The 26,112-nt window shown below is 60.8% G+C and carries 22 protein-coding genes and 1 other RNA gene; 13 read left to right on the top strand and 10 right to left on the bottom strand.

The genetic code is table 11. The features are described from left to right. The first annotated feature begins 85 nt into the window (after positions 1-85). The 4 genes from XARJCFBP2528_RS22310 to XARJCFBP2528_RS23360 all read left to right on the top strand — a co-directional run bounded on the left by XARJCFBP2528_RS22310 (position 86) and on the right by XARJCFBP2528_RS23360 (position 5,859). Positions 86-161, top strand: a non-coding RNA gene (locus tag XARJCFBP2528_RS22310) — sX9 sRNA. Positions 162-1,005: 844 nt separating this feature from the next. Next, a complete protein-coding gene (locus tag XARJCFBP2528_RS09105; protein ID WP_026064500.1) occupies positions 1,006-2,007 on the top strand; it encodes an arabinogalactan endo-1,4-beta-galactosidase in 1,002 nt (333 codons plus the stop codon). Positions 2,008-2,323: 316 nt separating this feature from the next. Continuing rightward, on the top strand, positions 2,324-5,011 hold the full coding sequence (gene aceE / locus XARJCFBP2528_RS09110) for a pyruvate dehydrogenase (acetyl-transferring), homodimeric type (RefSeq protein WP_016903264.1): 2,688 nt from the start codon (positions 2,324-2,326) through the stop codon (positions 5,009-5,011). 98 nt (positions 5,012-5,109) lie between these two features. Beyond that, complete coding sequence (locus XARJCFBP2528_RS23360) at positions 5,110-5,859, top strand: hypothetical protein (protein WP_146011214.1); 750 nt, start codon at positions 5,110-5,112, stop codon at positions 5,857-5,859. Between the two features lie 219 nt (positions 5,860-6,078). Here the strand turns inward: XARJCFBP2528_RS23360 and XARJCFBP2528_RS09115 are convergent, their stop codons facing one another. From XARJCFBP2528_RS09115 to XARJCFBP2528_RS24135, 6 genes are all read right to left on the bottom strand, one after another. Beyond that, a complete protein-coding gene (locus XARJCFBP2528_RS09115) occupies positions 6,079-6,963 on the bottom strand; it encodes a hypothetical protein (protein ID WP_047124591.1) in 885 nt (294 codons plus the stop codon). Between the two features lie 1,049 nt (positions 6,964-8,012). Continuing rightward, a complete protein-coding gene (locus tag XARJCFBP2528_RS23365) occupies positions 8,013-9,185 on the bottom strand; it encodes a hypothetical protein (protein ID WP_144422368.1) in 1,173 nt (390 codons plus the stop codon). Positions 9,186-9,614: 429 nt separating this feature from the next. Continuing rightward, positions 9,615-10,487, bottom strand: a complete 873-nt coding sequence (locus tag XARJCFBP2528_RS09130) for a hypothetical protein (protein WP_047124691.1) — start codon at positions 10,485-10,487, stop codon at positions 9,615-9,617. Between the two features lie 22 nt (positions 10,488-10,509). Continuing rightward, positions 10,510-10,908: a hypothetical protein gene (locus tag XARJCFBP2528_RS09135; RefSeq protein WP_230673731.1), complete on the bottom strand. Its 399-nt coding sequence runs from the start codon at positions 10,906-10,908 to the stop codon at positions 10,510-10,512. A 176-nt stretch (positions 10,909-11,084) separates the two neighbouring features. Beyond that, positions 11,085-11,375 carry a hypothetical protein gene (locus tag XARJCFBP2528_RS24130; RefSeq protein ID WP_230673728.1) on the bottom strand — a complete coding sequence of 97 codons (291 nt, stop codon included), beginning with the start codon at positions 11,373-11,375 and terminating at the stop codon, positions 11,085-11,087. Beyond that, positions 11,368-11,805: a hypothetical protein gene (locus tag XARJCFBP2528_RS24135; RefSeq protein WP_016903261.1), complete on the bottom strand. Its 438-nt coding sequence runs from the start codon at positions 11,803-11,805 to the stop codon at positions 11,368-11,370. Before XARJCFBP2528_RS24135 ends, XARJCFBP2528_RS24130 begins: the two co-directional genes overlap by 8 nt. Positions 11,806-12,455: 650 nt before the next feature. Here XARJCFBP2528_RS24135 and XARJCFBP2528_RS09150 point away from each other — a divergent pair. The 9 genes from XARJCFBP2528_RS09150 (at position 12,456) to XARJCFBP2528_RS09190 (ending at position 22,932) form a co-directional block, all read left to right on the top strand. Further along, complete coding sequence (locus XARJCFBP2528_RS09150; RefSeq protein ID WP_047124593.1) at positions 12,456-12,872, top strand: SymE family type I addiction module toxin; 417 nt, start codon at positions 12,456-12,458, stop codon at positions 12,870-12,872. Positions 12,873-12,958: 86 nt separating this feature from the next. Further along, positions 12,959-13,588: a hypothetical protein gene (locus XARJCFBP2528_RS24140; RefSeq protein ID WP_047124594.1), complete on the top strand. Its 630-nt coding sequence runs from the start codon at positions 12,959-12,961 to the stop codon at positions 13,586-13,588. A gap of 14 nt (positions 13,589-13,602) precedes the next feature. Beyond that, complete coding sequence (locus tag XARJCFBP2528_RS09160; RefSeq protein WP_016903889.1) at positions 13,603-15,069, top strand: XVIPCD domain-containing protein; 1,467 nt, start codon at positions 13,603-13,605, stop codon at positions 15,067-15,069. A 59-nt stretch (positions 15,070-15,128) separates the two neighbouring features. Then, the gene (locus XARJCFBP2528_RS24145; RefSeq protein WP_230673725.1) at positions 15,129-15,614 is read left to right on the top strand and encodes a hypothetical protein; all 486 of its coding nucleotides are present in this window, start codon (positions 15,129-15,131) and stop codon (positions 15,612-15,614) included. Positions 15,615-15,780: 166 nt separating this feature from the next. After that, positions 15,781-16,194: a hypothetical protein gene (locus tag XARJCFBP2528_RS09170; RefSeq protein ID WP_026064667.1), complete on the top strand. Its 414-nt coding sequence runs from the start codon at positions 15,781-15,783 to the stop codon at positions 16,192-16,194. Between the two features lie 462 nt (positions 16,195-16,656). Beyond that, entirely contained in the window at positions 16,657-17,229 is a 573-nt protein-coding gene (locus XARJCFBP2528_RS09175; RefSeq protein WP_100224805.1) for an RNA polymerase sigma factor, read from the top strand. Positions 17,230-17,323: 94 nt separating this feature from the next. Beyond that, complete coding sequence (locus XARJCFBP2528_RS09180) at positions 17,324-17,647, top strand: DUF4880 domain-containing protein (RefSeq protein ID WP_016903885.1); 324 nt, start codon at positions 17,324-17,326, stop codon at positions 17,645-17,647. 692 nt (positions 17,648-18,339) lie between these two features. Beyond that, positions 18,340-20,787 carry a TonB-dependent receptor plug domain-containing protein gene (locus XARJCFBP2528_RS09185; RefSeq protein ID WP_047124595.1) on the top strand — a complete coding sequence of 816 codons (2,448 nt, stop codon included), beginning with the start codon at positions 18,340-18,342 and terminating at the stop codon, positions 20,785-20,787. A gap of 69 nt (positions 20,788-20,856) precedes the next feature. Beyond that, complete coding sequence (locus XARJCFBP2528_RS09190) at positions 20,857-22,932, top strand: Atxe2 family lasso peptide isopeptidase (protein WP_230673721.1); 2,076 nt, start codon at positions 20,857-20,859, stop codon at positions 22,930-22,932. 70 nt (positions 22,933-23,002) lie between these two features. Here the strand turns inward: XARJCFBP2528_RS09190 and XARJCFBP2528_RS09195 are convergent, their stop codons facing one another. The 4 genes from XARJCFBP2528_RS09195 to XARJCFBP2528_RS23390 all read right to left on the bottom strand — a co-directional run bounded on the left by XARJCFBP2528_RS09195 (position 23,003) and on the right by XARJCFBP2528_RS23390 (position 25,854). Beyond that, a complete protein-coding gene (locus XARJCFBP2528_RS09195; RefSeq protein ID WP_016903882.1) occupies positions 23,003-24,736 on the bottom strand; it encodes a lasso peptide isopeptide bond-forming cyclase in 1,734 nt (577 codons plus the stop codon). Continuing rightward, entirely contained in the window at positions 24,736-25,410 is a 675-nt protein-coding gene (locus XARJCFBP2528_RS09200) for a lasso peptide biosynthesis B2 protein (protein ID WP_016903881.1), read from the bottom strand. The genes XARJCFBP2528_RS09195 and XARJCFBP2528_RS09200 overlap by 1 nt, the downstream gene beginning before the upstream one ends. Positions 25,411-25,518: 108 nt before the next feature. Beyond that, the gene (locus XARJCFBP2528_RS23385) at positions 25,519-25,665 is read right to left on the bottom strand and encodes a benenodin family lasso peptide (protein WP_016903880.1); all 147 of its coding nucleotides are present in this window, start codon (positions 25,663-25,665) and stop codon (positions 25,519-25,521) included. Between the two features lie 48 nt (positions 25,666-25,713). Next, positions 25,714-25,854, bottom strand: coding sequence for a lasso peptide xanthomonin 1 (locus XARJCFBP2528_RS23390; protein ID WP_016903879.1), 141 nt, complete (start codon positions 25,852-25,854; stop codon positions 25,714-25,716). Positions 25,855-26,112 lie beyond the last annotated feature (258 nt).

Raw genomic sequence — 26,112 nt, forward strand, 5'->3', positions numbered from 1 at the left:
CGCGTTCATGCATGCATGGGCGCGGAGCGGTCGACAAAACGGCTGCGCAGCCATCAGGTGGGCGCGGCTGCTCCTCGGAATCGGCGTGGACCACGCGTGCACTGCGGTGCTGAGCGCGCCATCCGCACCATTTGACGGCCGCTCGCTACACGTTGGGAGTCGCGCTTGATACGGTGATGCGCCTGACCCGCAGCGCTGACGCGGCGGCGCTTCAATCTGCCAACTGCTGCCATCGCGTGGTGCACAGAAAAAACGCCGGCTTGCCCGGCGTTTTTCGTTCGGCCGCTGCCCACCTACGGACGCGAGCTTGTCGAGTGCGCCGAGCGGGCAGGGCAGCTAGAAGGCGGGCGGTCTTCACCCGTCGGGCTGCTGCTGTCGAGCTGGAATCGCACTTTGCCGCGCAGCGCCGGTGACGGTAATCGAGCCAGGGGTGTCCTTACAGAATCAGCTGTCAGCCACAGCCACAGCCACAGCCACGCAGCCGTAGTCACAGCGCAGCCGCAGCCGCAGCCGCAGCCGCTGCCGCTGCGCGCGGTGAGCGGTGAGCAGTGAGCGGCGTGCGTACGACGATGGTATGTGCTTCCAGCAACGCGCCCCGGTGCCGGGAAGTCGGCAGCACGTCGCCGCATCGCATCGCATCGAGCCCAGGTCTGCTTGTGCTGCCCTAACAGTCGACCACGCCTGTCACCTCAGCGACCGATCGCCAGTGACAGACCCGCTGCGCACTATCGCGGCGGTTTTCTGTTGCACCCGCACAACAATGCGCTGGCGAAAATATCGCCAGTTCGCTGGCGCAAGGTGTTTGCCGCCGCGAGATATGCCGCAACCACGCAGCAGCTATAGCGAGCGCGACCGCATTGCGCCGCCGTGCTGCAATCGCCACCGTTTCGCGGCGTGTCTGGCCGCTGCGGGCAGCGCCGCATTCACCACAGGCACGCGGCGAGTTCAGGGGGATCAGGCAGGGCGCCATGTGGCGCGACATCCATCGATCAAGGGAGAGGGTTCATGCACGTTTTTCGCAAGGGGTACCACCGTTTGCTGCTGGTGCTGCTGCTGGGTGGCCTTAGTGCCGGCGCCGGCGCGCAGGGCATCGCCAAGGGCGCCGATGTCAGCTGGCTCAACCAGCAGGCCGCGGCCAACCCGCCGCAAGTGTTTCGCGATGCGGCCGGCAACACCACCGACTTCATCAAGCTGTTCAAGGATGTGGGCGGCAACGCCATCCGCCTGCGCGTGTGGGTCAACCCGTCCGGCGGCTGGAACGATGGCCGCGACACCCTGGACAAGGCCAAGCGCGCCGCCGCGCAGGGCATGCGCATCATGATCGACTTCCACTACAGCGACAGCTGGGCCGACCCCGGCAAGCAGACCAAGCCCGCCGCCTGGGCGGGCCACTCCGTCGCCCAGCTCAATACCGATGTCTACAGCCACACCCAGGGCATCCTCAAATACCTCAAGGACAACGGCATCACCGTCAGCTGGGTGCAGGTGGGCAACGAGATCAACAGCGGCATGCTGTGGAACGAGGGCAAGACGCCCAACTTCGCCACGCTGGGCCAGTTCATCAACAGCGGCTATAACGCCACCAAGGCGGTGTACCCCAACGCCAAGGTCATCGTGCATCTGGCCAACGGCTACGACAACGCCAACTTCCGCTGGTTCTTCGACAACCTGCGCTCGGCCGGCGGCAAGTGGGACGTCATCGGCATGTCGCATTACCCGCCGGTCGGCAGCTGGCAGGACTACAACAACCGGCTGGACACCAACATGCGCGACATGATCTCCCGCTACGGCAGCGGCGTGATCGTGGCCGAGGTCGGCATGGACTGGCAGCAGGCCGCCACCACCCGCGCCATGCTCACCAACCTGCTCAGCCGCAGCAGCGCCATCGGGTCGCGCGTGCTCGGCATCTTCTACTGGGAGCCCAACGCCTACCCCGGCTGGCAGGGCTACACCATGGGCGCGGTCAACAACAACGGCCAGCTGACCGAAGCGCTACAAGCGTTCTGACCACCCCACCGCCGTAGGAGCGCACCCGGGCGCGACGGGCTTCACCGGTAACGCCTCTCGCGCCCGGGTGCGCTCCTACGGGTATGCGTGTCGGTCCATTCCGGCCGGTGGCCCTTATCCTTTGGTCGTATACCGGCAGCGCCCGCTGCACCGGATCGTCGTCCCAGCCGGCATCAGTACCCCACCCGCGCACGACACCGTCCCATTCCATACGCACCCGTAGCGAGGAATGGCAACAGGTGCGTGCGGTACACTTGGGGGTTCACGAATTCACGATGTCGACACACCCGCGGGGTGTGTCCCCCCGGGAGCGCTAATGAACTGGTTGAACGAAGTGCTGCACAACGATCCGAACCCGCTTGAGACGCAGGAGTGGCTCGAATCGATCAAGGCCGTCATCGACGTCGAAGGCCCGGAGCGCGCCCATCAGCTGCTGGAAGGCATGGTCGAACAGACCCGCCGCGCCGGCGCTTACCTGCCGTTCTCGCCCACCACCGAGTACGTCAACACCATCGCACCGGCCAACGAGGCCAAGAACCCCGGCGACTCCGCGCTGGAGTGGAAGATCCGCTCGATCATCCGCTGGAACGCCATGGCCACCGTCGTGCGGGCCAACCGCAAGCCGGGCGACCTGGGCGGCCACATCGCCTCGTTCGCCTCCAGCGCCACGCTGTACGACGTGGGCTTCAACCACTTCTGGCGCGCGCCCAGCGACCAGCACCCGGGCGACCTGCTGTTCATCCAGGGCCATAGCGCCCCGGGCGTCTACGCCCGCGCCTTCCTGGAAGGCCGCATCAGCGAAGCCCAGCTGGACAACTTCCGCATGGAAGTGGACGGCCAGGGCATCTCCTCCTATCCGCATCCGTGGCTGATGCCCGAGTTCTGGCAGACCCCCACCGTGTCGATGGGCCTGGGCCCATTGGCCGCCATTTACCAGGCGCAGTTCATGCGCTACCTGGAAAACCGCGGCCTGATCGAGAAGTCCGACCGCAAGGTGTGGTGCTTCATCGGCGACGGCGAGAGCGACGAGCCGGAAACCCTCGGCGCCATCGCGCTGGCCGGCCGCGAAGGCCTGGACAACCTGATCTTCGTGGTCAACTGCAACCTGCAGCGCCTGGACGGCCCGGTGCGCGGCAACGGCAAGATCATCCAGGAGCTGGAAGGCGTGTTCCGTGGCGGCGGCTGGAACGTCATCAAGCTGCTCTGGGGCGGCTACTGGGACGCGCTGCTGGGCAAGGACACCGACGGTGTGCTGCGCAAGCTGATGATGGAAACCGTCGACGGCGAATACCAGAACTGCAAGGCCTTCGGCGGCGCCTACACGCGCGCCAACTTCTTCGGCAAGTACCCGGAGACCGCGGCCATGGTCGCCGGCCTGTCCGACGACGACATCTGGCGCCTGAACCGTGGCGGCCACGACCCGCACAAGGTGTACGCCGCCTACCACCAGGCCGTGAACACCAAGGGCATGCCCACCGTGATCCTGGCCAAGACGGTCAAGGGCTACGGCATGGGCTCGGCCGGTGAGGCGCTCAACCCCACCCACCAGACCAAGAAGCTGGACGACGCGGCGGTCAAGCACTTCCGCGACCGCTTCAACATCCCGGTGACCGACGCCCAGCTGGAAGACGGCCAGGTGCCGTTCTACCACCCCGGCGAAGATTCCCCGGAAGTGCAGTACCTCAAGGAGCGCCGCAACGTGTTGGGCGGCTTCCTGCCCTCGCGCCGCCCCAAGGCCAGCAAGTCGTTCGTGGCGCCCACGCTCGACAAGTTCGAGCGCCTGCTCAAGGACAGCGGCGAGCGCAGCTATTCCACCACCATGTCCTTCGTGCAGAGCCTCAACATCGCCCTGCGCGACAAGGAACTGGGTCCGCGCATCGTGCCGATCGTGGCCGATGAGGCGCGCACCTTCGGTATGGAGGGCATGTTCCGCCAGATCGGCATCTATGCCCCGTTCGGCCAGAAGTACAAGCCGGTCGATGCCGACCAGCTGATGTACTACCGCGAAGACCAGACCGGCCAGGTGCTGCAGCAGGGCATCAGCGAGCCGGGCGCCATCGCCTCGTGGATGGCCGCCGGCACCAGCTACTCGGTGTCGGATGTGCCGATGCTGCCGTTCTACATCTACTACTCCATGTTCGGCTTCCAGCGCGTGGGCGATATCGCCTGGCAGGCAGCGGACATGCGCACGCGGGGCTTCCTGCTCGGCGGCACCGCCGGCCGCACCACGCTCAACGGCGAAGGCCTGCAGCACGAAGACGGCTTCAGCCAGGTCATCGCCGGCTCGATTCCGAACGTGCGTAGCTACGACCCGACCTTCGGCTTCGAAGTCACCGTCATCATGCAGCACGGCATGAAGGCGATGATGGAAGACCAGATTGACGAGTACTACTACATCACCCTGATGAACGAGAACTACGCCCACCCCGGCATGCCGGACGGCGCAGCCGAGGGCATCATCAAGGGCATGTACCTGCTCAAGGACGCCGGCAAGCCCAAGAAGGGCGAGCTGCGCGTGCAGCTGCTGGGCAGCGGCACCATCCTGCGCGAGGCCATTGCTGCGGCCGAGCTGCTGGACAAGGACTTCGGCGTCACCGCCGACATCTGGTCCTGCCCCAGCCTCAACGAAGTGCGTCGCGACGGCTACGCCGTAGAACGCTGGAACCGCCTGCACCCGGAAGCCGAACAGCGCAAGCCGTACGTCACCCAGCTGCTGGAAGGCCGCCAGGGCCCGGCCATCGCCGCCACCGACTACGTGCGCGCCTTCGCCGACCAGATCCGCGCCTTCGTCCCGATGACCTACACCGTGCTCGGCACGGATGGGTTCGGTCGGTCGGATACGCGTGCCAACCTGCGCCGCTTCTTCGAGGTCGACCGTTACTACATCGCGCATGCGGCGATTGCCGCGCTGGCGAAGGACGGCAAGATGACGGGCAAGGATGTGGCCCGGGCGATCAAGCAGTACAAGATTGATCCTGAGAAGGCGAATCCTGTTGGGGTTTGAGGTTTAGTGGAATTGCTTTTTTAATCGAGGCGGCCACTGGCCGCCTCGATTTTAAGGGGGGTGGGAGTCTGCGATTAATAGTAGGCAAGGACGGTGCGATGGATGAGAAAAGTTTTGATGCCAAGCGAAGAAACTTAATATTAGTCTCATTCTTCCTGGTTTTTATTAAATATGCAGATGCTGAAATAAATAGTTCTGCAAATATATCATTTCTGAAAATCCAAATTGGAAATCCTGCGGCTATAATTCATGCTGTGTGGGTCCTGTGGCTGTATTTCCTCTTGCGAGCATATCAACACTACTCATATTATTTGAAGTTGGATTATCAGCGTTCAGTTCAGAAACTCTCTGCACCTCTAATGCATAGGGCGGTTGCGGGTATAGGGATTCCGGACGAGCACGAAATGGTGCTCTATGAAGAGATGGAAAGGTTTCACAAGTACAAATTAGTTTTCCGCCCGCATTTCCTTTTTGAGCGAGTGGTTTCTGATTTTAAGTACATTATGCATCTTGCAAGACGGAAATATTACCGAAAAAGGTCGCGTATAAATCTCTTGCGCAAGCCAAAACTACGTTATTCTGGACTGGCACGGTATGAGTCTTACGGTGAAGGCGACGCGTGGCGAATTGTTGTCTGGACAGTAATTGATAGAAGTCTTGGGGGGGGGGCGGGTAAAATGCCTCTCGAGATGGTCGCTAAAGTGGGAGTAGGCTATTTCCATGGCGCTGCCCTGTTTATTCGGATGCAGACTGCTATGATTATGAGGTCCGCGCCATTTTTTGAATGTAGACTTCCCTTTATAATTGCGATTATACCCGTCTTTTATTATGGAGTAGACCATATCTAGTGGTTGCTTAGTAGCACGATTAAATTAAATCGCTCTATAGTTAAGTTGGGTTAACATTAAAAAAATTCCTCCTTGCGCGTTTATCTCTTCTTACTTCGCGCCTATGTATTTACAGCATTTATATTTTTAATTTTTATGTCTGTTTCTTAATTTTAGGTTGCTGATGTCGGGGATGAGTTCAGATAAAAGAACCTTGAGTGCTAATACAGTCTGATGTAATCAGAACTCTAATTTTTGGGCGGGAATGGCATTAAGTATCCAACATTCCTGGTGTGTATATCTAACGTCTAAATTGCTCTGGTGTAGGTCTGTTGCTGCCTGATACGCCAAGCTGTTCGCCAGTGTTGGATTTGCTGCAAATGTCGCTTTTGCGTTCAGCCATTTTTGGTGTAAATCCATCGATGTTACGAAGGATACGACCTTTATGTCTTTATTGGCATTATTGGACATGACGCCCGCATATTTATATGAATCCATCACCGTCATTGCACCGTCGCCATCGACATCCATTGGTGCTGAAATCCACTTGAAAACGTGCAGTAGGAAAAGATTCGCTACCCACGGCGTAGGCCCTGAGTGAATATTTTCAGTGGTAGGTGCGCTAATGCTTGAATGTAGGTTGGTCGCGCCAATGATAATTACATCAGCTCCGGGCTCTTTGGCTACTTTAGTGCCTGCACCAACATAGTTAAAGATGCCGGCAACACATTGGCCTAGGTATAACACCGCTTTGCTAAGCCCGGGTGCTGATCTGATTGCTTGCAATAACGGAGATGGCGTAATCGGTGAGGGCGCATCTAAACCTTCTATGCTCCCGTGGCCGGTTACAAATAAAACCATATTAGTGTGGGTGTTTTTACCTAGATCTACAAAGAAATCGGCGGACTTTTTGATTAAATAATTATTACCCGTTCCGCTCGAAAATATTTGGCTGATCAGGCTGCGATTGCTGCCATCTATATAGATCGAAATATCGGAAGGGGAAATTCTTGAAATCTCTAAGCAGAAAACTCCAAAGGCGAGGTCCCTGATATGGCGGTCTTCAGGTTCTCCATTTGAAGCTAGGAATAGTACCCAGTTAGTCCTTTCAGTAAGTAATCCCATTAATTTTCCTGAGATCTATAGCGACCTGCGACGGCCATTGCTTAGGGAATCTGGTTGAGGAATATCCGAAAAATAAAAAACCTCATCTACTCCTAAGTTAAATTCGCTGTCCACTATTTTTTCCAGAAGACTGCCTCGGCTGTCGAGTTTAAATATTTCACGGCCAGCCTTTAAGAAGTAGGGAGAGCCGTCTACGACACCGGCTCTACCTGATCTAAATAGTAGCCACTGCCCTCGATTAATGCATTCCCTTACGGATTCTTCGATTCCTGGAAGGTCACTGGATTCAATTCTAAACGACCGGATCATTTCTATCTCCCTAACGGTTGCCAAGCATGCTCTCCGTGGATGAGGTGATTCAACTGCTGAGATGGCCTATACAACAACCTATGAGTCGCACCGGTTGCGACTGAACTTTGGATAGCACACTACATCGATTGATGCAAGAGAATTGGCGGCGTGGTCGGACTGACTTATTCGGTGATCATGAAGTAATTGGGTCAGGTTGACAAAAGGGGACGGAGGTAATTTAGCGAGCCGGTCGTACAGGCCGGCCCGGTGATGTCTGATAGCAGGGGCTGTGTCACCGCCGTCAAGCTGAGGTCTGCTTCTTGAGCAGGAGGCCCCGCCATGCCGCGTCAGCCGCGTCTGGAACTGCCCGGGGTTCCGCTGCATGTCGTCCAGAGCGACGTGAACCGATGAGCGGTCTTCCTGGACGATGAGGATCGGCATTACCATTGCCTGCTACTACGCGTGGCCTGCGAGCGTATGCGTCTGTGCTGATGGACCATCTCGTGCACCTAATGGTCTAGGCTGATAAGGCGGGCACGGTGTCTTCGGCGATGCGGCTCAGCGGCCAATTCAGGAGCGCGCCTTGGGCGACTCGCGCTTCCAGGCCATGGTGGAGCGTGATTGGGCAGGCCAACGACGGGCCGTCCGCGTGGTCGTCCCGCCGGAGAAATTCAGATTGATTACTTGTTCCCGTCGTTTCAAACCCTCCCTTTAAACATCCTGCCCCTTTAAAAATCAACGCTGGAATCAGTTATGATTTAACCTAAAGGTTGTGGGATAATCAAAAAGTTAGGTCTGGAGTCGGAACGATCAGGATCTTGAATTCCTGAAAAACGCAAAGGTCTACCCGGGCAGCGTATTGCTCCATCGATTCCTTGCTGCGCTAATCCCACCACTCGGGCTGTACGAGCTCGTTGCACTGCACCCGAAAATTTCAGGTTTGGACGGAATTTATGGTTAAGATTATCCATGTCGTTTTGGGTTTCATTCCAATACCTACCTAGGTCTCGGTAATCTTGGGTTGCTAAAAACAATCCGGTTTGGCCTGTTCCCCCATCGGTATGATGTATGGCATCTGTCAAAGCTGCTAGCTTCAAGTCGGCTGTAACCACCCAAGTATCAAGTCGTTGGCCATCGAGTCCTTTATAATCGGCCAGTAGTGCGGAATCCAATATGATTAGATCAAGTGCCCCATTTAGTGCGGTCCGGTCAAGTTGACGGAATGTTCTTGGGTAATTTTGAGATAAATCTCTTCGTCCAGTGAAATTCAGACTGATGTTTTTCCATGTTTCATATGCAGGATCGGTCGCCGGAGGAGGGACAGAAAAAACGAATCTTGCTATTGTGATTTCCCTCACGGAAACCACGTCAATGATGCGATGGTAGAAGCGGAGGTAAGTTCGAAATCGCGCCAATGGGGACAGGTGAGGAGTGTCTCGTGCAACCGCTAACATCAACAATATTGGTCCGTACGTTTTACATAAAACGCTTTGGGACTCGGGTGATAGCGCATCGTACCCCCGTTCTACTAGCCCGACTTCGGCGAGGTTTGGCTTGAGGTGTGGATGAGTATCTGTCCACGTTAGTCCGTGATTTTCACTGAATCTTTCAAGCGCTGATGGGCCGAGAGCCGCTTCAGATCTTCGCATTTCATTTAAGCCCATGAAGGGGCTCAGGTAGTAGGTGATACCTTGCGACTGGCAGCTCTGGAGGAAATGTATGAACGGGGCAAGGCGCGCTTTGGCCAACTCCGCCTTCTCTGTACTGCCCGCAGCAAGTATCATGTCGATTACTACGTTGCAGTCGGGTATGAGCTGTGTGGCGATTCCATTGCTTTGGTTCAGCCTCATGCGCTCAAATGTAAGTTCAGGAATAGATCCCGGTGGTCTGGATGCTTTTATGCAAGCAATTTTTCCGAATGTTCTATGCATGAATTTTCATGGTTTAGATAAAAATAATGGTGGGTATAAAAAATCAATTGCGAGCATATTTTCGAATTAGAACTTCAGAGATGTCTTCGCAGGAATTTCGGTTAGGTACTCATGCGTGGCACGTGCTGGGAATAATGGGGGCAGCTCACGTTATCAGTCGACAATGCTTAGCTTGCGCAGCCGATGAGCGGGCCTGACGCACGCAAAGCGGCGGGTCTTGGCTTTCGATCATCGCGCGAAATGCATAGTGGCCAAGGACTCACTGCTGCTGTAGATGAAGGCAGATGCTTGCGAGCAGTTCGTCGGACAGCGCTTCATCGAGAAGGGCACGGCAAGCGTTGTATTGCCCAACCGGATCGTTGCCAAGCGCAAGCTAGCAGGGGAGGCGTCAGTGCGGAGTGTCAGCACCGGGTTGGTCCTATCAGTTCGCTAAACCATTCGGGGACTAACGGCCTGAGCATCGGATTCCATTGAAGGCTGCGCGGCAGCACGTTGAGCCAGCGCTGTACTGGAATGTTCGATGGTGGGAGGTTGCTCGCCTGCAAGTACCGATGCGCGAAACCCAGGAGTCGTTCCTGCGATGAACACGTCGCCGTCGCGTTCAATGACGCGGCTCACTTTTGACATGTCAGTGATTCCAGCTTCGTGTGCACGCTGAGCAGCGAAGGCGACTCGTTCATCGGAGATGTGCTGAGGCAACCCTTCGCGTAGTCCAGCGAAAAGACGATTTCCAGCGTGCCCTGGATCAGTCATCGCATTGGTCGGAGGGTTGCTACGTTCTTGTGATGAGTCATTCTGCCCAAGTGAGTTACTTGATCGTACTTCGCGCGCGGGCTCATTCACTTCTGGCGTGGACGGGGACGTCGGATGTCGAGACTCCAGCTCGCGAATAGTGTCGATCAACGCGTTGGGCGTTTCCACAGTGGGTAACCACGTTCCCGCGTCAATATGCTTCCCGGTGACGCGAGACACCGTTTCGCTAGCCCACGACGAACAATTGTTATTTAGCTCCCAGGTGACATTCTCGCGAAGCGACTGGTCGAGGGCTTTGGTTTGAGCCGGTGACAGGTCGTAGTAGCGGTCTGCATCAGAACGCTGTGTCTTTTCCATTCCGGAGCGAATATCGGTGCCAGCCCCGTTATCCTCCACCATCGGATGATCGTCGGGCCACAATCCATAATACTCTATGGGCGAATTGCCCCGTTTGACCGTAATCCAGGCATGGCCATCGGTCAGGCCACCCTGTCCACCCCTGCTATGTATTCCAAGCACAACGCGCTCACTAGCCGGTTCGGTGCCCATTTGCATCGCTCCTTGACTGGAATTATGGAGTCAACGTTTCTTCAGTGTCTGAGTAGACCAGTACGACCTTTTCGCCTGCGTACGGTACGGTGACCTTGGGTGTCCAAGGCTCAGCGGGTGGCAAGGCAGCCTTCGCCATGGCATCACACTTCTCTTTGATGCCACATCTACGGATGGCGATACGCAATACGCCGCCCTCATTTACGAAATCAATACCGGGAGAATAAAACAGGCTTTCTGCAGGCATGTGGTACGTGATTTGAAGTGAATCGCCTGATTTTTCGATCTTGACCGGCTGAACATCATTCTTCTTGTAATCAGAGCGCATGTTTCCTCCTGCACAAGCAGCCAAGGTTGAGAGTGCGAGTAGCCCCGTAGCAAACATCAGTCTACTTTTCATATCCATGTTCATGCCCAGCATGGGATCTGACGAGGTACGTTAGCACCTGCTACCTCGGCAAGCTAGAAGTCAGGATATTAAAACCCGCTCGCAGCCACGCTTGGGCGTTAACAATAAGCCAGTAGATATGCAATGTCTCCATGGCAGTTTGGGCTCATTACTACGCCACGGCTCGAGCTGCAGCGCTTGACGGTCATCTACTTGTTGGGGGCGCTGTCTTGACGATTAGCCTCAGCCAACAATTGCTCGTAAGACTGCACGCGTATACGTAGACGAATGAGGTGCCATGACATCGCAAAGGCAAACAGTAGCGTGAAGGCCAGCACACCCTGGATTGGGGTGATCTTGCTCAGTACCGTCCAGTCGCCAAAACGCCAGTCTTTCAACTGCAAATAGAGGGCAAGCAGGACAGGCATGAAGCCAAGCTTCTCCATGCCACCGGTGAACAGGCCCAGGCGGTCGTGCATGTTGGTGCGACGATCACGCATGAATGCATGCCTCGCGTCGACGCCGTTGTTCCAGCGGAAACCTGCGAAGCGCCGCGACCATCGATTGATACTGATGGAACTCCCGCTCCATCAGCTCTGCGTGATCCGCATAGGGGCGACGGAACCCCGGCCATTCGCGCTTGACGGTTAGCGCTGCCGAAATCAGGAAGCCTGTCAGCTCAGTCACAAGTCCGAAGACAGCTAAATAGCTACCAGTTTTGCCGTCCAACAGAGCACCGGACAAGATTCCGATGCCGGCACCGATCAGGCCAATCGTCAAGCTCCAGCGCTCGACTGGGCCGGCGCGGCTCTGCTCGGTCACCTGTGCGTAATGGGCCATTGCTGAAGAGAGCGATGGAAAGCTCGGGTCTGTGAGCTTGATCGCTTCTCCATCGATGTCGGCGCTGTGTTCCGTTGCTACTTCATCCATTGAACTCACCTGGCTTCCCTCGGGGATCGCGCAGCCAACGAATGGCTGTGATCGTCAGTATTCCTCAGCTGCCGATCGTGCGCCAGCACGCTACACAGACGCGTCAAACATCCTCCTCAGTTGCTATTGACACGCACACGCTGCACTCGCAATCTAGTCACAAGGAGCGTCGAAACTCCGTACATAGCGGTACCCACCTCCGTCAAACTGGTGGGTTTTTTGTGCCTGCATCCTGCAGGTACAAGCCGATGCAATGCCTGCGTCGGGAGGGCGGCTAATACAACACCCGCAAGGGGAATATGCCCGCCGACTATGTACGGTTTCGAACCTCCCGACATCCCGTCGCCGTTGGCGGCGGTTCTTGGGTTGTTCCAGGAGGGCGTTGCCATGTCTACCGCACCATCCATGCCGGCCTCTGTGTCGGTTGATCTGTTGCCAGCTTCTGCTCACCACCCGCTGTTAGATGTAGGCGAGGTACTGCGCCGGCGCGTCGCACGCGCAGCTGTTGAGCAGGCGAGCGAGCATCCCGCGCATCCGCTGAGTCGCCAACTCGGTGCGTTGCCGCACACCTTCCGCGGCCGGTTCGCACTCAGTGCCGTGGCGCTGCAGCAGCGCGTCTCCGCATCTACCAACCATCACCCGGAGGCGCCATGACACGCCGCCGCCCACCCACGGCATCTGCCAGCGCACGGCCCATCTGCACACGTACGCGCCCCGCGCCGCCCAAGCGGGTGCAGTGGGTTGTTGTGGAGCCCGACCGCACCAAGCTGCCACCGATGCTGCCGCCCGACCCGGACGCCTCCCCGCAAGGCCCCGGCACGCTACGCGCACCCCGCCGCGCCCGCCGCCCGCGCCAATGCACGGTCAGCTACACCCATTACCCCGGCGCCCACGACCACGCCGGCGACCAGCACGTGCCCCATGTCCGCCTCAGCGGCCTATGGCTGGAACAACTGGGCTTTGCCATCGGCACCAAGCTGCGCATCACCGCCAGCGAAGGGCAGCTGTTGATGGAGGTGTTGCCGCCGGTGGAGGTGCCGGCCAAGGCGCGCAGCGTGCGGCGATGATGGTGCGGCTGCCAGACCCTTTGCGATTGACCTCGGTGCCGGATGCCACTAGCGTCGCAGCCACACCAGCGCACTACGGACGCTTCATGATCGCGCGCCCCCTCTACGCCTTGCTCGCCACCCTGGCTCTGGGCGCATGCGCCCACACGGCGGCCACCCCAGCCCCGGCAACCGTCACGGAGACATCTGCCATGAGTTCCTCAGCCAATCACGTACCTGCAGATCCTTCCAAAGGTGGACCACGTACCGCGCAGGAAGCATTGGAGCGGGTACTGGAGCTGATTCGCACAAGCACCAGTATTGAATCGTTCACTGCCGACCATGTGTCTCGAGCAATGGGCCAGTCGGTACAGCACCGCGGTGATGGTTCCGGGCGGTTCGGTGCCAGCGGAGTGCTGACCCAAAACTGGAACTACGGGTTTGGTGTCAACAAAACCGAAATAAAGGGTGCATGGTTCGAGTTCCTGTTCCTGCCTAATCCGCCAGAAGCGTCTCCGTCTATGTCGGATATCTGCCAGATCGACTTCGAGGCATTTGCGGCGCACCTCGAAAAAATGGGTTTCTTGCGACAACGCAATCTTGTCGAAGATGGGCGATGGATGAGCGATATCTTTCAACGCCCAGGGATGCGCGTAGAGCTCTTCCCGCGTGGCGAGGCTGACGAACCTTTAGCGCGCACCACTCATCAGTGCGTTGAGTGGGTTCAAATTCGCTAGTCCAAGGAGCGGACATGTTGAGCCAAGAAGCAAGTGCTGTGGTGGCGTCATTCGGTCAGCAACCAGGTGTCACACGTGAGCATCTGGACAACTTCAACCGGGTCCTGAACGATTCGCCCGAGTTGACCCGCCAGATCAACGATGCGGTGCAGAAAAAGGTGCTGAAAGGCTTCGCGCCGTTAAACGATCCGCATGCGGGAGGCACCTATGATCCACGCGATCAGGAAATTCACCTGCCGCTTGCAGCGCTGGTGAATGATGCCAACGGCAAGCATGCAGCAGCAGGCGATTTGACTTTCGTCTTGGGACATGAAATTCAGCATAGCCTTTACAGTCCCACTGCTGCGCTTGCGCGGGAACAGTTCAAAACAGAGGCAATAAAAATCGCCCGTAGCACGCACGATTACACTGCTGCTGGCGAGAAGGTGCTTGCCAGTAACCGTGCGGACGAAGCAACGGCCGAAATAGCCGGATGGAACGCTATCGTGAGCGCGGTCAAGAGTCGTAACCCTAATCCTACGCTTGAAGATGTGTACCTGTTTGCGGATGGTCGGGCCAGAGATTTCGTCACGCGCAGCGGTTATCCAAGCGTCTATACGCCGAAGGCAAACCTGACGTTCAATAGCGACCTGACGTTGTCGCCCACGGCGGGTAATGTCGAGGCAATGGGAGTGAATTACTTCGACAAGTCGGTCAAGGACACCCGTATCGGTCATGCGGGCCAGTCCGACTACGTCAACCATTACGGTCCGTGGGTGGTCGGCACAGCCGCCATCTACGAGCGACACTACAACAAGTCAAAGCCCGGCGAGCCGGAGCAGCCAATGATCCTGGACATGCAGCGCCTGGGATTCAATGAAGAAATTTTGGAGCACAACGGCATTGACCTGGGCAGCGATACCCGCCCCATGCCATACCTGGACAGTAGTACGCAGCCGCCAACCCCTGGGCTCTTCCAGCACAGCAAGGACACTCACCTGCACGTCTCGCCGATTTCTGCCCAGGCGCTGGAGCAGGAGCTGCGAGAGCGCGACCCACAATCGCCACGTCCCCCAGCGCAGACGCCCTCACAGCCAGGCCACCCAGACCACGCGCTATATCAGCAGATCAAAAGTGGTGTGATGCAGCTCGACGCCCAGCACGGAAGAGAGTGGGACGGGGCAAGCCAGCGCATGACTGCCAGCCTGCTTGCGCTGGCCAAAGAGGAAGGCTTGTCGCGGGTGGATCATGTAGTGCTCAATAACCCCACAGGTCAGCTGGCCGGCGGCGAGAAGGTCTTTGTCGTCCAGGGCGCCCTTAACGACCCGGCACACCAGCGTGCGCACATGCCGACGGTGGACGCCGTGCAGGCGCCAGAGAACCAGTCGTTCGATCGCCTGCAGGCAATCAACCAGACTCAGGCCCAGGCGCGCGAACAGCAGCAGGCGCTGGAGCAGTCGCAGCAAGCTGTTACTCAGACAGGACCATCAATAGCGCGCTGAGACACTCCATGTCGTCGGTATTGGCTGTCACCGAATGCGACGGAGGCTGAGAGGTGCCCGTGAAAAATTCACTGACTAATGTCGTGTTCTGGTTCCTCGCTACAACGGGTTGCACCTGGATATTCGCTCAGATTGATGTGGACAAGCCGTCCGGCTCATCGCTGTGTGCGGAGGTCTTGGACTGGGAGAGCGCAAACACAACTCAGGCGCTGCGAGTGACACCGCAGATTTTCGAAGACGAGAACGGCCGCTCTTATCACTTTGATCTGGATGGGCGAGGCGGGCTGCGCTACCTGGATGCCAGCTGTGGCTTCGGTGCATACGCCGAATGTAGCTTTGACGTTACTCAATCTAATGGAGAAATTTTCCGATTTTCAGAGATGTCGACGTTTGGTCTTTGGGAAACTCGGCAAGGGTTCTATCTCGTCTACCGTGTGGTTGCACCGAAAGAGAAATATGAGAAGGGGCTACGGAGAGTCGTCAAGGTGGGTAACCCGCCGTCACAGATATGCAATCAGATCGGCGACTACTCAAATCTCCTGTAATTGCCTGATCAGAACCTCAACGGCTCCACGGCACCCTGCATTCGTGCGTCCGTTATGTGGGTAGGGCTAGCGTTTAGTGGAATAGGGAGTTGCCACCTTTGCAATGATGCGGAGGCTGGCCGCTTCTGGTAGACCATCGCTCTACCGCTGGAAGGAGCCGCGTCATATGCGATTTGCTATCTTCCCTTGTCACTTTTCCGCATCGGCTGCACTTGTAGTTGCCACCTTTGCGGGATGCGCCAAGATCGAGCCGCCGATTTCCGAGGAGCGGTTTTCCGAGCAAGTTGTGGCGCTGCTGGCCGGCAAGGATTCGGCTGTGATCGAGGCCGGCGGGCTGACCGATTTCGCGTGGAAGCGGCTGTGCTTCGAGCGCGATGACAGGCTGTTGCTGAAGTTCGATCGCGGTACGGAGACGTCCGTGCTGCCCTTGCCTTACGAAGAGTTCTTCGTTGATGAGGCACATGTGCCCGGTTCGCTGCAGGACAGCTGTGTCACGCCGTCCGATCGCATCTTGATCAAGAAGAAGTATCCGGGCGCTCATGGGCCCGTCGAGTTTCAAAAGGCGGCACACAGAAGCTGAGTAGTGGTCGACGTTGCAGGCATGCACGCGCCAGTCGTCAGGTGAGCACATGCATTGGCGTGGTGCACGCTTCGCAGCAAGCGGCGTATTCGCTGGCTGCAACTGCTGCAGTGTGCCGCTTTGCTGTCGCATGGAGTGCGCGGGGAAAAGCGTTGTAACCGTGCGATGCCGCGGGCAGGACCGCGCTTGCAGCGACCAGGGTGGAGTGCGTGTTGATCTCGACCGATGCTGACTAACGCGCAAAACGTAGGGGGTTAGCATCGCTTGCCGTCATAGAGGAAGAGGTGGGGCTGCGGTTCGGGGTGCGGTTCCCACCACCCACTCTCCCTCTTTCGGCTGCACTGCTCATGTTCAGATCCACTTGCATGACCCTCGCGCGCGCGTTGCGCTGGTGCGTCGTGTCGCAAGATGCGTGGGGGAGTTGGTGGGCAGCGGCACTTGGCCGAAGGCGCGGCGACCACGATGAGCTCGCGTGACGGGCCGCCCGTGGTGCGCGGCCAGCCGTCGCTCGCCGAAAGGGACCGTCTCCGTGCCGAGTTCGACCAGGCATTGGCCGCATTGCATGCCGAGCTGTTGGTGTACCTGCGCCGCCGTACGCGCGATGCCGAGACTGCGGCAGACCTGGCGCAGGAGACCTTCTCGCGGATGATGGTGTACCGCGATGCGCCCAACATCGGCGACCGCCGGCTGCTGATGTACCGCATCGCGCACAACCTGGTGATCGAGCTGCGGCGCTCGCGTCAGCGGCGGCTGGCGGCGCTGCACGTGTCGCTGGACCAGGTTGCGCCGATCCGCGCCGACGAGGCCGGCGTGGACGAAATTGCCGATGCGCGCCAGACGCTCGATGTGCTGCTCAAGCGCACCTTGCTCGAACTGCCACCGAAGTGCCGGCTTGCGTTCAAGCTCAGCCGGTTTGACGGGCTCACCTATCCGCAGATCGCCGCGACGATGGGGATTTCCACCAAGATGGTGGAGAAGCACATCAGCCGTGCACTGCTGGCGTGCCGTGCGGCGGTGGGGGAATTACCGCAGTAACCGACCCGCAAGGCCGCTGGCTGGCGCCGCCGGAAGATGCTGGTAGCATCGTGTACGAGGGCGCAGGCAGACGGCCCGTCGGGAGTCACCAGCCATGCGTGCAGAGTCCGGGCGCATCCACGCGCAGGCGGCCGCCTATCTCGTTCGACGCGGCAGCGAGACTGCCGCCGAGCGCGCTGCGCGTGAGGCATGGCTGGCTGCCGATCCGCGCCACCGTGTGGCCTACCAGCAGTTGCTCGACGTGGACGAACACGCGTCGGCGGTGCTGGATGATGCCGAGTTGCAGGCCGCTACTGCACGCGATCTGGAACTGCTGACGTCGCGCTCCGGCCGGCGTCAGCGCTGGCCCTGGCTGGTGCTGGCAGCGATGCTGGTTGCCGCAGTTGGCTATGCGGTGCATCACCTGCTGGGGCAGTAGCGCGCACTCCGCACGCCGCACTGCGTGTTGCATAGACCGTTGGATGTGCGCTCTGTTGCAGCGCTGCCTGCATGTTGCAGCGCTGCCTGCATGTTGCAGACGTCGTTGGTAGGGCATTGCGCTTGTGCAACGTCACTTGTTGTCGGGGGACGCAATGGCGATGGTGCCGCGCCCAGGACGCGAAGGATGCACATGCAAGCACGACGGGCAGTATCGGGGAGCAGTGCCGGTTTGGATCATGCACGCAGCAGACTGGCATTGGCGGTTGTCTCGCTGGTGTCGCTGCACAACCTTGGGGCGCATCAACGCACGGCCACGCGAGGCGTGCAAACCCCTGCAGGTCACGTCGATGCGCAGCGCGGTGATGCGCTTGTGCCCGTGGCCACGGCAAGGCGCGCACGGGTGGTGGCGATGCGGGTGTAGCGCGTCGGACGCGTAGCAGGGGGTAGAAGCAGGGCAACCGCGGACACAGCGATGACGTGTCGGGCCCGGATGGGTACCGAGCCATTTTGCGTGCGCACTGATTGCTCGAAAATCAAACAGTTAGTGATACTGGTCGCTGCTCGCCGCGCTGCGGTGCCCGCGTTTCAGCAGTCGGGTGCAGGACCGATCTTGCTCAGCTGGCGATGCGCGCCGGGTCACCCCGGAGTGCGTCGTCGGCGGGCCAACCCAGGCAAGCCAAAGGACGCAGCATGAAGACACGCACGTTACGCAACGCCATTTCCCTCGCCCTGTTAGCCGTGGCGAGCGGGGCGGCAGGTGCGGTGGGGGCACGGGCAGCGACAGCGCAGGTGGCGACGCAACCTCCGGAAGCGGCGCAGAAAACCCCGGCAGCCGTAGCACCGAACGCCGGCGAGCCGCCCAGGCCCGGCTCGCCGGAGGCTGCGATTGCGGCGGGCCCGCCGGTGCCAACCGCCACGACCGAGTTGGAGTCCATCGAAGTCACCGGCACGCGCATCAAGGGCGGTGCAGTTCCATCGCCGGTGATTTCGATCAGCGCGGCGCGTATCCAGGAAGAGGATTTCAGCGATCTGGGCGAGGTGATCCGCAGCGTGCCGCAGAACTTTTCCGGTGGGCAGAACCCGGGCGTGCTGAGCGGCAATCTGGCCGGGGCCGGCAATGCGAACCAAAACATGACCGGCGGCGCGAGCCTCAACCTGCGCGGGCTGGGCGCCGATGCCACGCTCACCCTGCTCAATGGGCGCCGGCTGGCCTATGGTGGATTCACCCAGGCGGTGGACCTCGGCGCGATCCCGGTGGAGGCAGTGGAGCGGCTGGAGATCGTGGCCGACGGTGCGTCGGCAATCTATGGGTCGGACGCGGTGGGTGGCGTCGGTAATGTGATCCTCAAGCGCGACTACGATGGGGTGAGCGTTGGCACGCGCTTCGGGCGGGCCACGCAAGGCGGGCTCACCTCGCGGCAATACAGCGTTACGGCCGGCACCACCTGGCGCAGTGGTGGAGTGATCGCGACCTATCAGGACGTGTCCGCAGACCCCATCTACAGCCGTCAGCGTAGTTACACCACTCAACTCACCGACCCGTCTACACTGTATCCGGGCAGCGACCTACGCAGCGGGCTGCTGAGTGCCTACCAGGCGCTGGGCGACAACGCCGAATTGCGCCTGGATGCGTTACGCACTGAACGCGACCAACTGCACTTTTATGCTGTCAGTGGCCGCAACAGCCGGGTCACTCCGACCACCACCAGCCTGCTGCTGTCACCGAGCCTTGCGGTGTGGTTGCCCAACGACTGGACGCTGACATTGGGCGCCACCGACGGCAACAGCAAGCACGATCAATACCGCCGGGAGACGGCGCTGGCCAGCGGTGCGGTGAGCGTGACCGACCTGTGCTACTGCAACGACAGCCGTAGTTACGAGCTGGGCGCCGAGGGGCCGCTGTTCGCGCTGCCGGCAGGCGATGCGCGCCTGGCCACCGGGGTGGGGTATCGCAGCAACACATTCCGTAACGTCAACCACGTCAGTGGCGCGGCGACGATCGACGGCAGCGAAAGCGCGCGCTTTGCCTATGCGGAGCTGAACCTGCCGGTGGTGGGCCCGGCACAGGGCGTGCCCGGTGTGCAGCGACTGACGCTGACAGCGGCGGTGCGCGGGGAGGACTACAGCAGCTTCGGCGGGGTGACGACGCCCAAGTTCGGTGTGCTGTATGCGCCTGGCAGCGATGTGACGCTCAAGGCCTCGTGGGGCAAGTCGTTCAAGGCGCCCACGCTGTTCGAGCGCAACTACGCGCAGGAGGCGTGGCTGTTCCAGCCGGGCGCGTTCGGCGGGGTGGGCTTTCCCGCCGGGACGACGGTGCTGGTGGCCGATGGCGGCAACCAGGATCTGCAGCCGGAGCGCGCCATCACGCGCTCGGTCTCGCTGGCCTGGCACCCCGAGGCGCTGGATGGCCTGGAGGCGGAGCTGACCTGGTTCGGGGTGGACTACAGCAACCGCGTGTTGCAGCCGATCGCCAATGCCAGCCAGGCGTTGCGCAATCCGATCTACGCGCCCTTCGTGGACCGCACGCCGACGCCGCAGGCGCAGGCCGATGTGATCGCGCTCGCCAGCCGATTCTCCAACTTTGCCGGCGTCGCCTACGACCCGAGCCGGGTGGCGGCAATCATCTACACGCAGTACGCCAACGTGGCGCAGCAGGACATCGAGGGTCTGGACCTGAGCGGCAGCTACCAGGTGGCGTTGGCGCGCGGCACGCTGACCTTGCGCGGCTCGGCGAGCTGGCTGGACAGCACGCAGCAGACGTTGCCCGCGCAACCGACGTTCGATCTGTCCGGCACGCTGTTCAACCCGCCCAAGCTGAGCAGCCGCGTGGGCGCGGTGTGGAAGCAGGGCGGGCTTACCGCCTCGCTGTTCGGCAACTACCGCGGCGGGGTGCGCAACCGCGCCGACGGGGTGGAGTCGGCATCGTTCACCATATTCGATATGGCGTTGCGCTACGCCACCGGCGCACGCCGCGATGCGTGGGCGGGGCTGGAGTTCGGTGCGTCGGTGGACAACGCCTTCGATCGCGATCCGCCGTTGTATCGGGTGACCTCGCCGCTGTACGTGGCGCCGTACGACTCCACCAACTATTCGGCGATTGGTCGCTTCGTGAGCGTGTCGGTGTCCAAGCACTGGTGATGCGTGGGCTGCCTGCTGCAGCCGATGTATTGGCGATGGTCCTTGAGCGTTGCTGAGAGGAGTGTGTGCGTGAGGAATCACAAACCATGGCGCCTGCTGCTTGCAGGCGTGCTGATGGCGGCAGGTGCATGCGTGGGACACGCGCAAACGGTATCGTCCCAGCGATTGCTGGAGGTGGTGGATATCGGCAGCCCCACGCTGTCGCCGGATGGCCGCAGCGTGGCCTTTCGCACCGAGCAGGCAGCGGTGCAGCGCAATACCTACGACAGCGTCTGGTACGTGCAGGGCCTGCAGGACGCTGCGCCCAGACGCGTCGCCGATGGTGGCGTGCCGTTGCGCGATTCGGCTGGCGGGTCCTTGCCTGCAAAGGTGCTGTGGTCGCCGGATGGCCGCTGGCTGTACTACCGCGCATTGATCGATGGCGTGATCGCGGTGTGGCGCGCGGCAGCGGACGGTTCCGGCGCGCAAGCGGTGACCCACGATGCGGCGGACGTGCAGGAGTTTTCGCTGGACGCGGATGGGCGGGTGCTGCGTTACCGCGTCGGTGCCACGCGCGCACAGGTGATGGCGGCCGAACAGGACGAGTATGCGCAGGGCATCCGGATCGACGAGACGGTGCCGCTCGGACAAGGCCTGTTCCGCTCGGGCAATGTGCAAGGACGGCTGGCGACGCAGCGCTTCGGCACGGTGTGGTTCGATCGCACCGGGTTGTCGGCGGATGTGCCGGAGCACTGGGTGGCGCTGGATCTGGCGACGGCAACCACGCGGCCACTCGCGGATGTGCCGTTGCCTGCGGAGGAATCGCCCATCAGTACGCACGGTGTCGACGGTGACGTGTGGCAGTCCGTGCCTGCGCCCGGTGGGGCGGTTGCGGTGCTGTCGCGTGTGGGTGATGGCAAGGGCCAGCTATTCCGTCCGCAGGTGGCGCTGTCCGTCTTGCCCGGTGCACACGCCCGCAAGGCCGTGCGCTGCACCGCGGCGGCCTGCGTGGACAAGGCAATCAGTGCAGTGCAGTGGCGCCCGGGGAGTGCGGAGCTGCTCTTCACCATCACCGATCCTTCACTGGGCCTGGCGCAATCCATCCAGCGCTGGAATCCGGCCACCGGGCAGGTGCGGTTGGTGGTGCAGGGGCGCGGTTTGATCAATGGCGGACGTGACCCGGCGGCACGCTGCGGTGCCTCGGCCGTTGCGCTGGTGTGCGTGACAGCCGAAGCCGATCGCCCGCCGCGTCTGGAACGTATCGGCCTGGACGATGGCACGCGGCAGGTGCTGTTCGATCCAAATGCGGAGCTTGCAGCGGACATGGCGCGTGCGACGCCTGCACGGCTGTTGCAGTGGAACGATGCACGCGGGCGGCGATACAGCGGGCAGTTCTTCGCGGCACACGGTACCGGCGCGGGCAAGCCGCCGTTGTTCGTCACCTACTACAGCTGCCCTGGCTTCGTACGCGGTGGCGTGGGCGATGAGTGGCCGCTCGCCGCGTTGGCGCAGGTAGGCATCGCAGCGCTGTGCATCAATCAGCTACCCGGCTACACCATGGATGCGGTGGAACGCCACGGCGAAGGACTGGCGGCGGTGGAAAGCGCGGTGGCCTTGCTGTCGTCGCAGGCCGGCATCGATCGCAGGCGGGTGGGCATGGGCGGGCTGAGCTTCGGCGGTGCGGTGACTCTGTGGACGGCGACCGAGTCGAACCTGCTGGCTGCCGCTTCGGTGGCCAACCCGGTGGTGTCGCCGTCGTACTACCTGTTCGGCAGCATGAAGGGCGAGCCCTTCCTCAAGGGGCTGCGCGAGATGTGGGGCCTGGGTGCACCGGAGCAGACACCCGAGCGGTGGAAGGCGCTGTCGCCGGCGTTCAAGCTGGAGCGGATTCGCGCGCCCATCCTGTTCCAGCATTCCGAGCAGGAGTATCTGTACGCGCTGGATTACCTGATTCCCCTGCTGCGTGCGCAACGCGCCGAGTTGTACGTGTTTGCAAACGAGCCGCACCAGAAGTTCCAGCCGCAGCACAAGTTGGCCGTGTATGCGCGCAACGTCGACTGGTTCCGCTTCTGGTTGCAGGATTACCAGGACGCTGCACCGGAAAAGGCCGCGCAGTACGCGCGCTGGCGTGCAATCAAGGCGGCACTGCCGGCGCGTGACGACTAGTGTGGGTGGTGCGGCTGACGCGTGGCACGTTGGCATGCGGGCGGCACGCACCTACGCAGCGCAGGCAATGTCAGCCCTGATGACGGACCCAGTTCTCGACCGCACACAGGTCGAAGATGCGTATGACGCTGTGGTCGCCGTCGGCCAATGTATGGTCCAAATGGTGGCGCAGGGCATCGGCATCCAGCAGGCCCTGGCCTGCAAGCCGACCCTGCAGCAGATAATCGCGGATCTGCTGCCTGCCCCGACGATAGACCGCGCCGGAGTAGTTCATGAAGGTGCCTTTGCTGCGGCGGTGCAGGATCTGCGCAGGCAGCACATCCGCAAACGCATCGCGTGCCACGGCGCGATTGCGGCCGCCAGCGATCCACATCCAGCTCGGCACTGTCAGGCAGGCTTCCACCACCGGTTGCGACAGCAGCGGCATGCGCAGGTGCCACGACGCACTGCGCGCCAGTCCATCGCGGAAAACCTGGGTGCCGGCCAGATCGATAATACGTTCGCGGTCGCCGGGCAGGCTGTCGGGTGGGGCATCGAACCAGGGATGTGATTGCAATGGAACCGCAGCCTGCGTGCTCGGCAGAAACGATCGTTCCGGCGTGCGCGGCGGGCCGGCCTTGGCGCGGAGCTTCCTGATCGTCAGCCTGCCTGCTTTCCAGAGCGTGCACTGGTGCAGCTCGGCAAGCGCATGGACTGCGCTGACGCCGGCGCGCAGGCCGCCTGCACGGAAGGCATCCGCGGCGGGCGCGGCGGTTCTGGTGTTGCAGAACACGGTGTCGCCACCGCCGCCGGAAAAGAAACTGGTGATGGCCAGCTGCGTGCCGATCGCTTCTTTCAGCGCATTGGAGGCATGCTGCAGAAACCAGGTACTGGGCGCGACCGCATGTGCCGGCGGTGCGAAATCGACCGGTGCAGCGTCGAGCCCCAGGGTGCGCACGATCAGTTCGGTGCCCAACAGATCGCTCATCTGCCGGGCATAGTGCCGCTCGTCGGCGCCAGGCACCGGCGTGACCAGATTGCAGCACGCCACGCGCGCGGTGGTGTCTTTCAGGCATGCGGCGAGGATGGAAGAATCTAGGCCACCAGAGAGTTCCAACAGCAAAGATGCATCGGTCCGCGCCCAACATGTGACGCTGGAGGCCACCGCCTGACGCACCTGCGCCTGTGCGTCGAGTGGGTCGTGCCGGCGTCGAGAGGCTGCGACGAAATCCCAGGGGTTCCAGACGTGTTCGACACTGCTGCGGTTGGACTGCAGACACAGCTGGCTGCCCGGCAGCAATTCGCGTACGCCGACAAGCCCGGTGCGCTCGGTCTTGAGGTGCGGGTAGTACAGATGATGGGCGATGGCGTCCCAGTCGATCTCACGCGTGTACACACCCGCATGCGTGGCGATCGAGATGTCTGAAGTGATGAAGCCATGCTGTAGCGCGTAAACGCATGCCACGCCGCCGGAAGGCTCGCGCATGACGGTGATGGCGCTCGGGTCCGCGTGCGGTGCATGCAACAGCAGGTACTCGCCCCAGTGCGTATCGATCAGGTGCCGCGTCCGCTGTGCTGCGGAAAACGCATGCAGCGATGCGCCGTCGACCAAGGGGGCGTTGTCGCGCTGCGAAAAGACATGGCCGATCAGTGCGCCGCCACAAGGCAGGTCGAGCACGGGCGTGTCGTCTGATGCATACAGGTCGATGTGCCCAGCGCGTTGCCGTAGCTGTAACCCGATCTGTCGCAACGACGCATCGACAGCGGCGCGGTCGCCATCGCGGTGTGCCTGCGCATGGTTGAACAAGGCGATGTAGCGGTACATCACACCACCCGGATGGGGGTATGCGCGTGGACGTTGCCGACCGTGTCGTTCAGGACCAGATCGCCTGTCTGTACCCAGCAATGGGCCGAAAACGGATCGAGTGCGACGCCGAAGACAAGCTGGGCGTCGAGCTGGCGCCTACGCAGGAATCTTGCCAATGCGACTGAATCGAGCAGGCAGCGCATCTCGACCGGCACCCACACACGTGAGTGCCGGAAGACGGACGCTGCATCGGTGAGCCGTTGCTCGAGTCCGGCGAGCGAGCGTTGCTGCATCCCCCGGCCCTGTGCTCCAGCGGAGAGGCTGCCAAGTACCCTGCCAAGTGGGCTGCGCTTCAACGCCAGGCGTGTGGACAGCACAAGTGCCAGCACCTCGAGCTTTTCAAGCAGCTGTGGTCGTCGCGCCGGTACGGGCATTTCCATCGCGCTACGCGCAACAGGTATGACGGGAAGCTGCGGGCCGGCGGTCGCTTGCGACAGCTCCACCAGCAAGCCCCGTTCGACAAGGTCGTTGATCTCCAGGTCCGATACCGGGTCATGCGCCAGGTAGGCGAGCAGGGAGTGCTCCAGTGCCTCGGGCAGACGGAAGTAGCGGTCGTTTCCGACATCCAGGAACACCAGGCGCTCGCCAATGCGGCAGAACGTTAGGTCGTCGCGCAATGTGTAGCGGTGCATGGCGCTGTCCTTGAGAGAAGGGGCGCACCGTTGCAGTGCGCCCCGTGGCCTGGGAAGTTGCTCACCGGCATGTACAGCCGAGTGGCGACCGCCGCGCGTTGGCAGCGCCTAGTCCTGGCTGATGCCCAGCGTGGTGCTGCCACCCATTTCTTCGCCTGCCAGTGGCCCGCCCTGCGTGTCCAGGCTTGCGATCCCAAGCACGATGAGATCCTGACCAAACGTCGTGGTGTGCGCGTCGTTGTTGCTGGTATCCATGGTCTCTACTCCTGGTGGGAGAGGCGTGCACTCAGGCACGCCTCGGGTTCACTCTTCGGAAATGCCAGGCACGTTGAAGCCGCCGATTTCTTCGCCAGCGAGCGGGCCGCCTTTGGTGTCGGTGCTGGCAACGCCAAGCACCGTGATCTCGCTGGATGCGTCGCTGTGGGTGGTGTCATTGATGTTCATCGCTGTCTCCTGGCTGTGCCATGGGGATCCATGACGCAGACACGTTAGGAAACGGGTGTATTGATTTTCAAATGATTAAGTCGTAACACCGTCATAATTAAATGCACTGTGTGACCGCCATCGAAGATGACCATGCAAGCCTGGCCGGTGGCGTCGCATCGCGCCATTCATTCCACATCAGGCGCACGCTGCCGGCGGTGCGCCAGCACAGAATGTGGATCTTGCGAGGCGTAGCGCTGGCGACAGTCAGTGGCCGAG

Source organism: Xanthomonas arboricola pv. juglandis (genome assembly GCF_001013475.1).
GTDB classification, from domain to species: Bacteria; Pseudomonadota; Gammaproteobacteria; order Xanthomonadales; family Xanthomonadaceae; genus Xanthomonas; species Xanthomonas arboricola.

Excerpts from the sequence above, each read along its gene's own strand:
- XARJCFBP2528_RS09105 (WP_026064500.1), top strand. The coding sequence starts at position 1,006 with ATGCACGTTTTTCGCAAGGGGTACCACCGTTTGCTGCTGGTGCTGCTG.
- aceE (WP_016903264.1), top strand. The coding sequence starts at position 2,324 with ATGAACTGGTTGAACGAAGTGCTGCACAACGATCCGAACCCGCTTGAG.
- XARJCFBP2528_RS23360 (WP_146011214.1), top strand. The coding sequence starts at position 5,110 with ATGGATGAGAAAAGTTTTGATGCCAAGCGAAGAAACTTAATATTAGTC.
- XARJCFBP2528_RS09115 (WP_047124591.1), bottom strand. The coding sequence starts at position 6,963 with ATGGGATTACTTACTGAAAGGACTAACTGGGTACTATTCCTAGCTTCA.
- XARJCFBP2528_RS23365 (WP_144422368.1), bottom strand. The coding sequence starts at position 9,185 with ATGCATAGAACATTCGGAAAAATTGCTTGCATAAAAGCATCCAGACCA.
- XARJCFBP2528_RS09130 (WP_047124691.1), bottom strand. The coding sequence starts at position 10,487 with ATGGGCACCGAACCGGCTAGTGAGCGCGTTGTGCTTGGAATACATAGC.
- XARJCFBP2528_RS09135 (WP_230673731.1), bottom strand. The coding sequence starts at position 10,908 with ATGCTGGGCATGAACATGGATATGAAAAGTAGACTGATGTTTGCTACG.
- XARJCFBP2528_RS24130 (WP_230673728.1), bottom strand. The coding sequence starts at position 11,375 with ATGCGTGATCGTCGCACCAACATGCACGACCGCCTGGGCCTGTTCACC.
- XARJCFBP2528_RS24135 (WP_016903261.1), bottom strand. The coding sequence starts at position 11,805 with ATGGATGAAGTAGCAACGGAACACAGCGCCGACATCGATGGAGAAGCG.
- XARJCFBP2528_RS09150 (WP_047124593.1), top strand. The coding sequence starts at position 12,456 with ATGACACGCCGCCGCCCACCCACGGCATCTGCCAGCGCACGGCCCATC.
- XARJCFBP2528_RS24140 (WP_047124594.1), top strand. The coding sequence starts at position 12,959 with ATGATCGCGCGCCCCCTCTACGCCTTGCTCGCCACCCTGGCTCTGGGC.
- XARJCFBP2528_RS09160 (WP_016903889.1), top strand. The coding sequence starts at position 13,603 with ATGTTGAGCCAAGAAGCAAGTGCTGTGGTGGCGTCATTCGGTCAGCAA.
- XARJCFBP2528_RS09170 (WP_026064667.1), top strand. The coding sequence starts at position 15,781 with ATGCGATTTGCTATCTTCCCTTGTCACTTTTCCGCATCGGCTGCACTT.
- XARJCFBP2528_RS09175 (WP_100224805.1), top strand. The coding sequence starts at position 16,657 with ATGAGCTCGCGTGACGGGCCGCCCGTGGTGCGCGGCCAGCCGTCGCTC.
- XARJCFBP2528_RS09180 (WP_016903885.1), top strand. The coding sequence starts at position 17,324 with ATGCGTGCAGAGTCCGGGCGCATCCACGCGCAGGCGGCCGCCTATCTC.
- XARJCFBP2528_RS09185 (WP_047124595.1), top strand. The coding sequence starts at position 18,340 with ATGAAGACACGCACGTTACGCAACGCCATTTCCCTCGCCCTGTTAGCC.
- XARJCFBP2528_RS09195 (WP_016903882.1), bottom strand. The coding sequence starts at position 24,736 with ATGTACCGCTACATCGCCTTGTTCAACCATGCGCAGGCACACCGCGAT.
- XARJCFBP2528_RS09200 (WP_016903881.1), bottom strand. The coding sequence starts at position 25,410 with ATGCACCGCTACACATTGCGCGACGACCTAACGTTCTGCCGCATTGGC.
- XARJCFBP2528_RS23385 (WP_016903880.1), bottom strand. The coding sequence starts at position 25,665 with ATGGATACCAGCAACAACGACGCGCACACCACGACGTTTGGTCAGGAT.
- XARJCFBP2528_RS23390 (WP_016903879.1), bottom strand. The coding sequence starts at position 25,854 with ATGAACATCAATGACACCACCCACAGCGACGCATCCAGCGAGATCACG.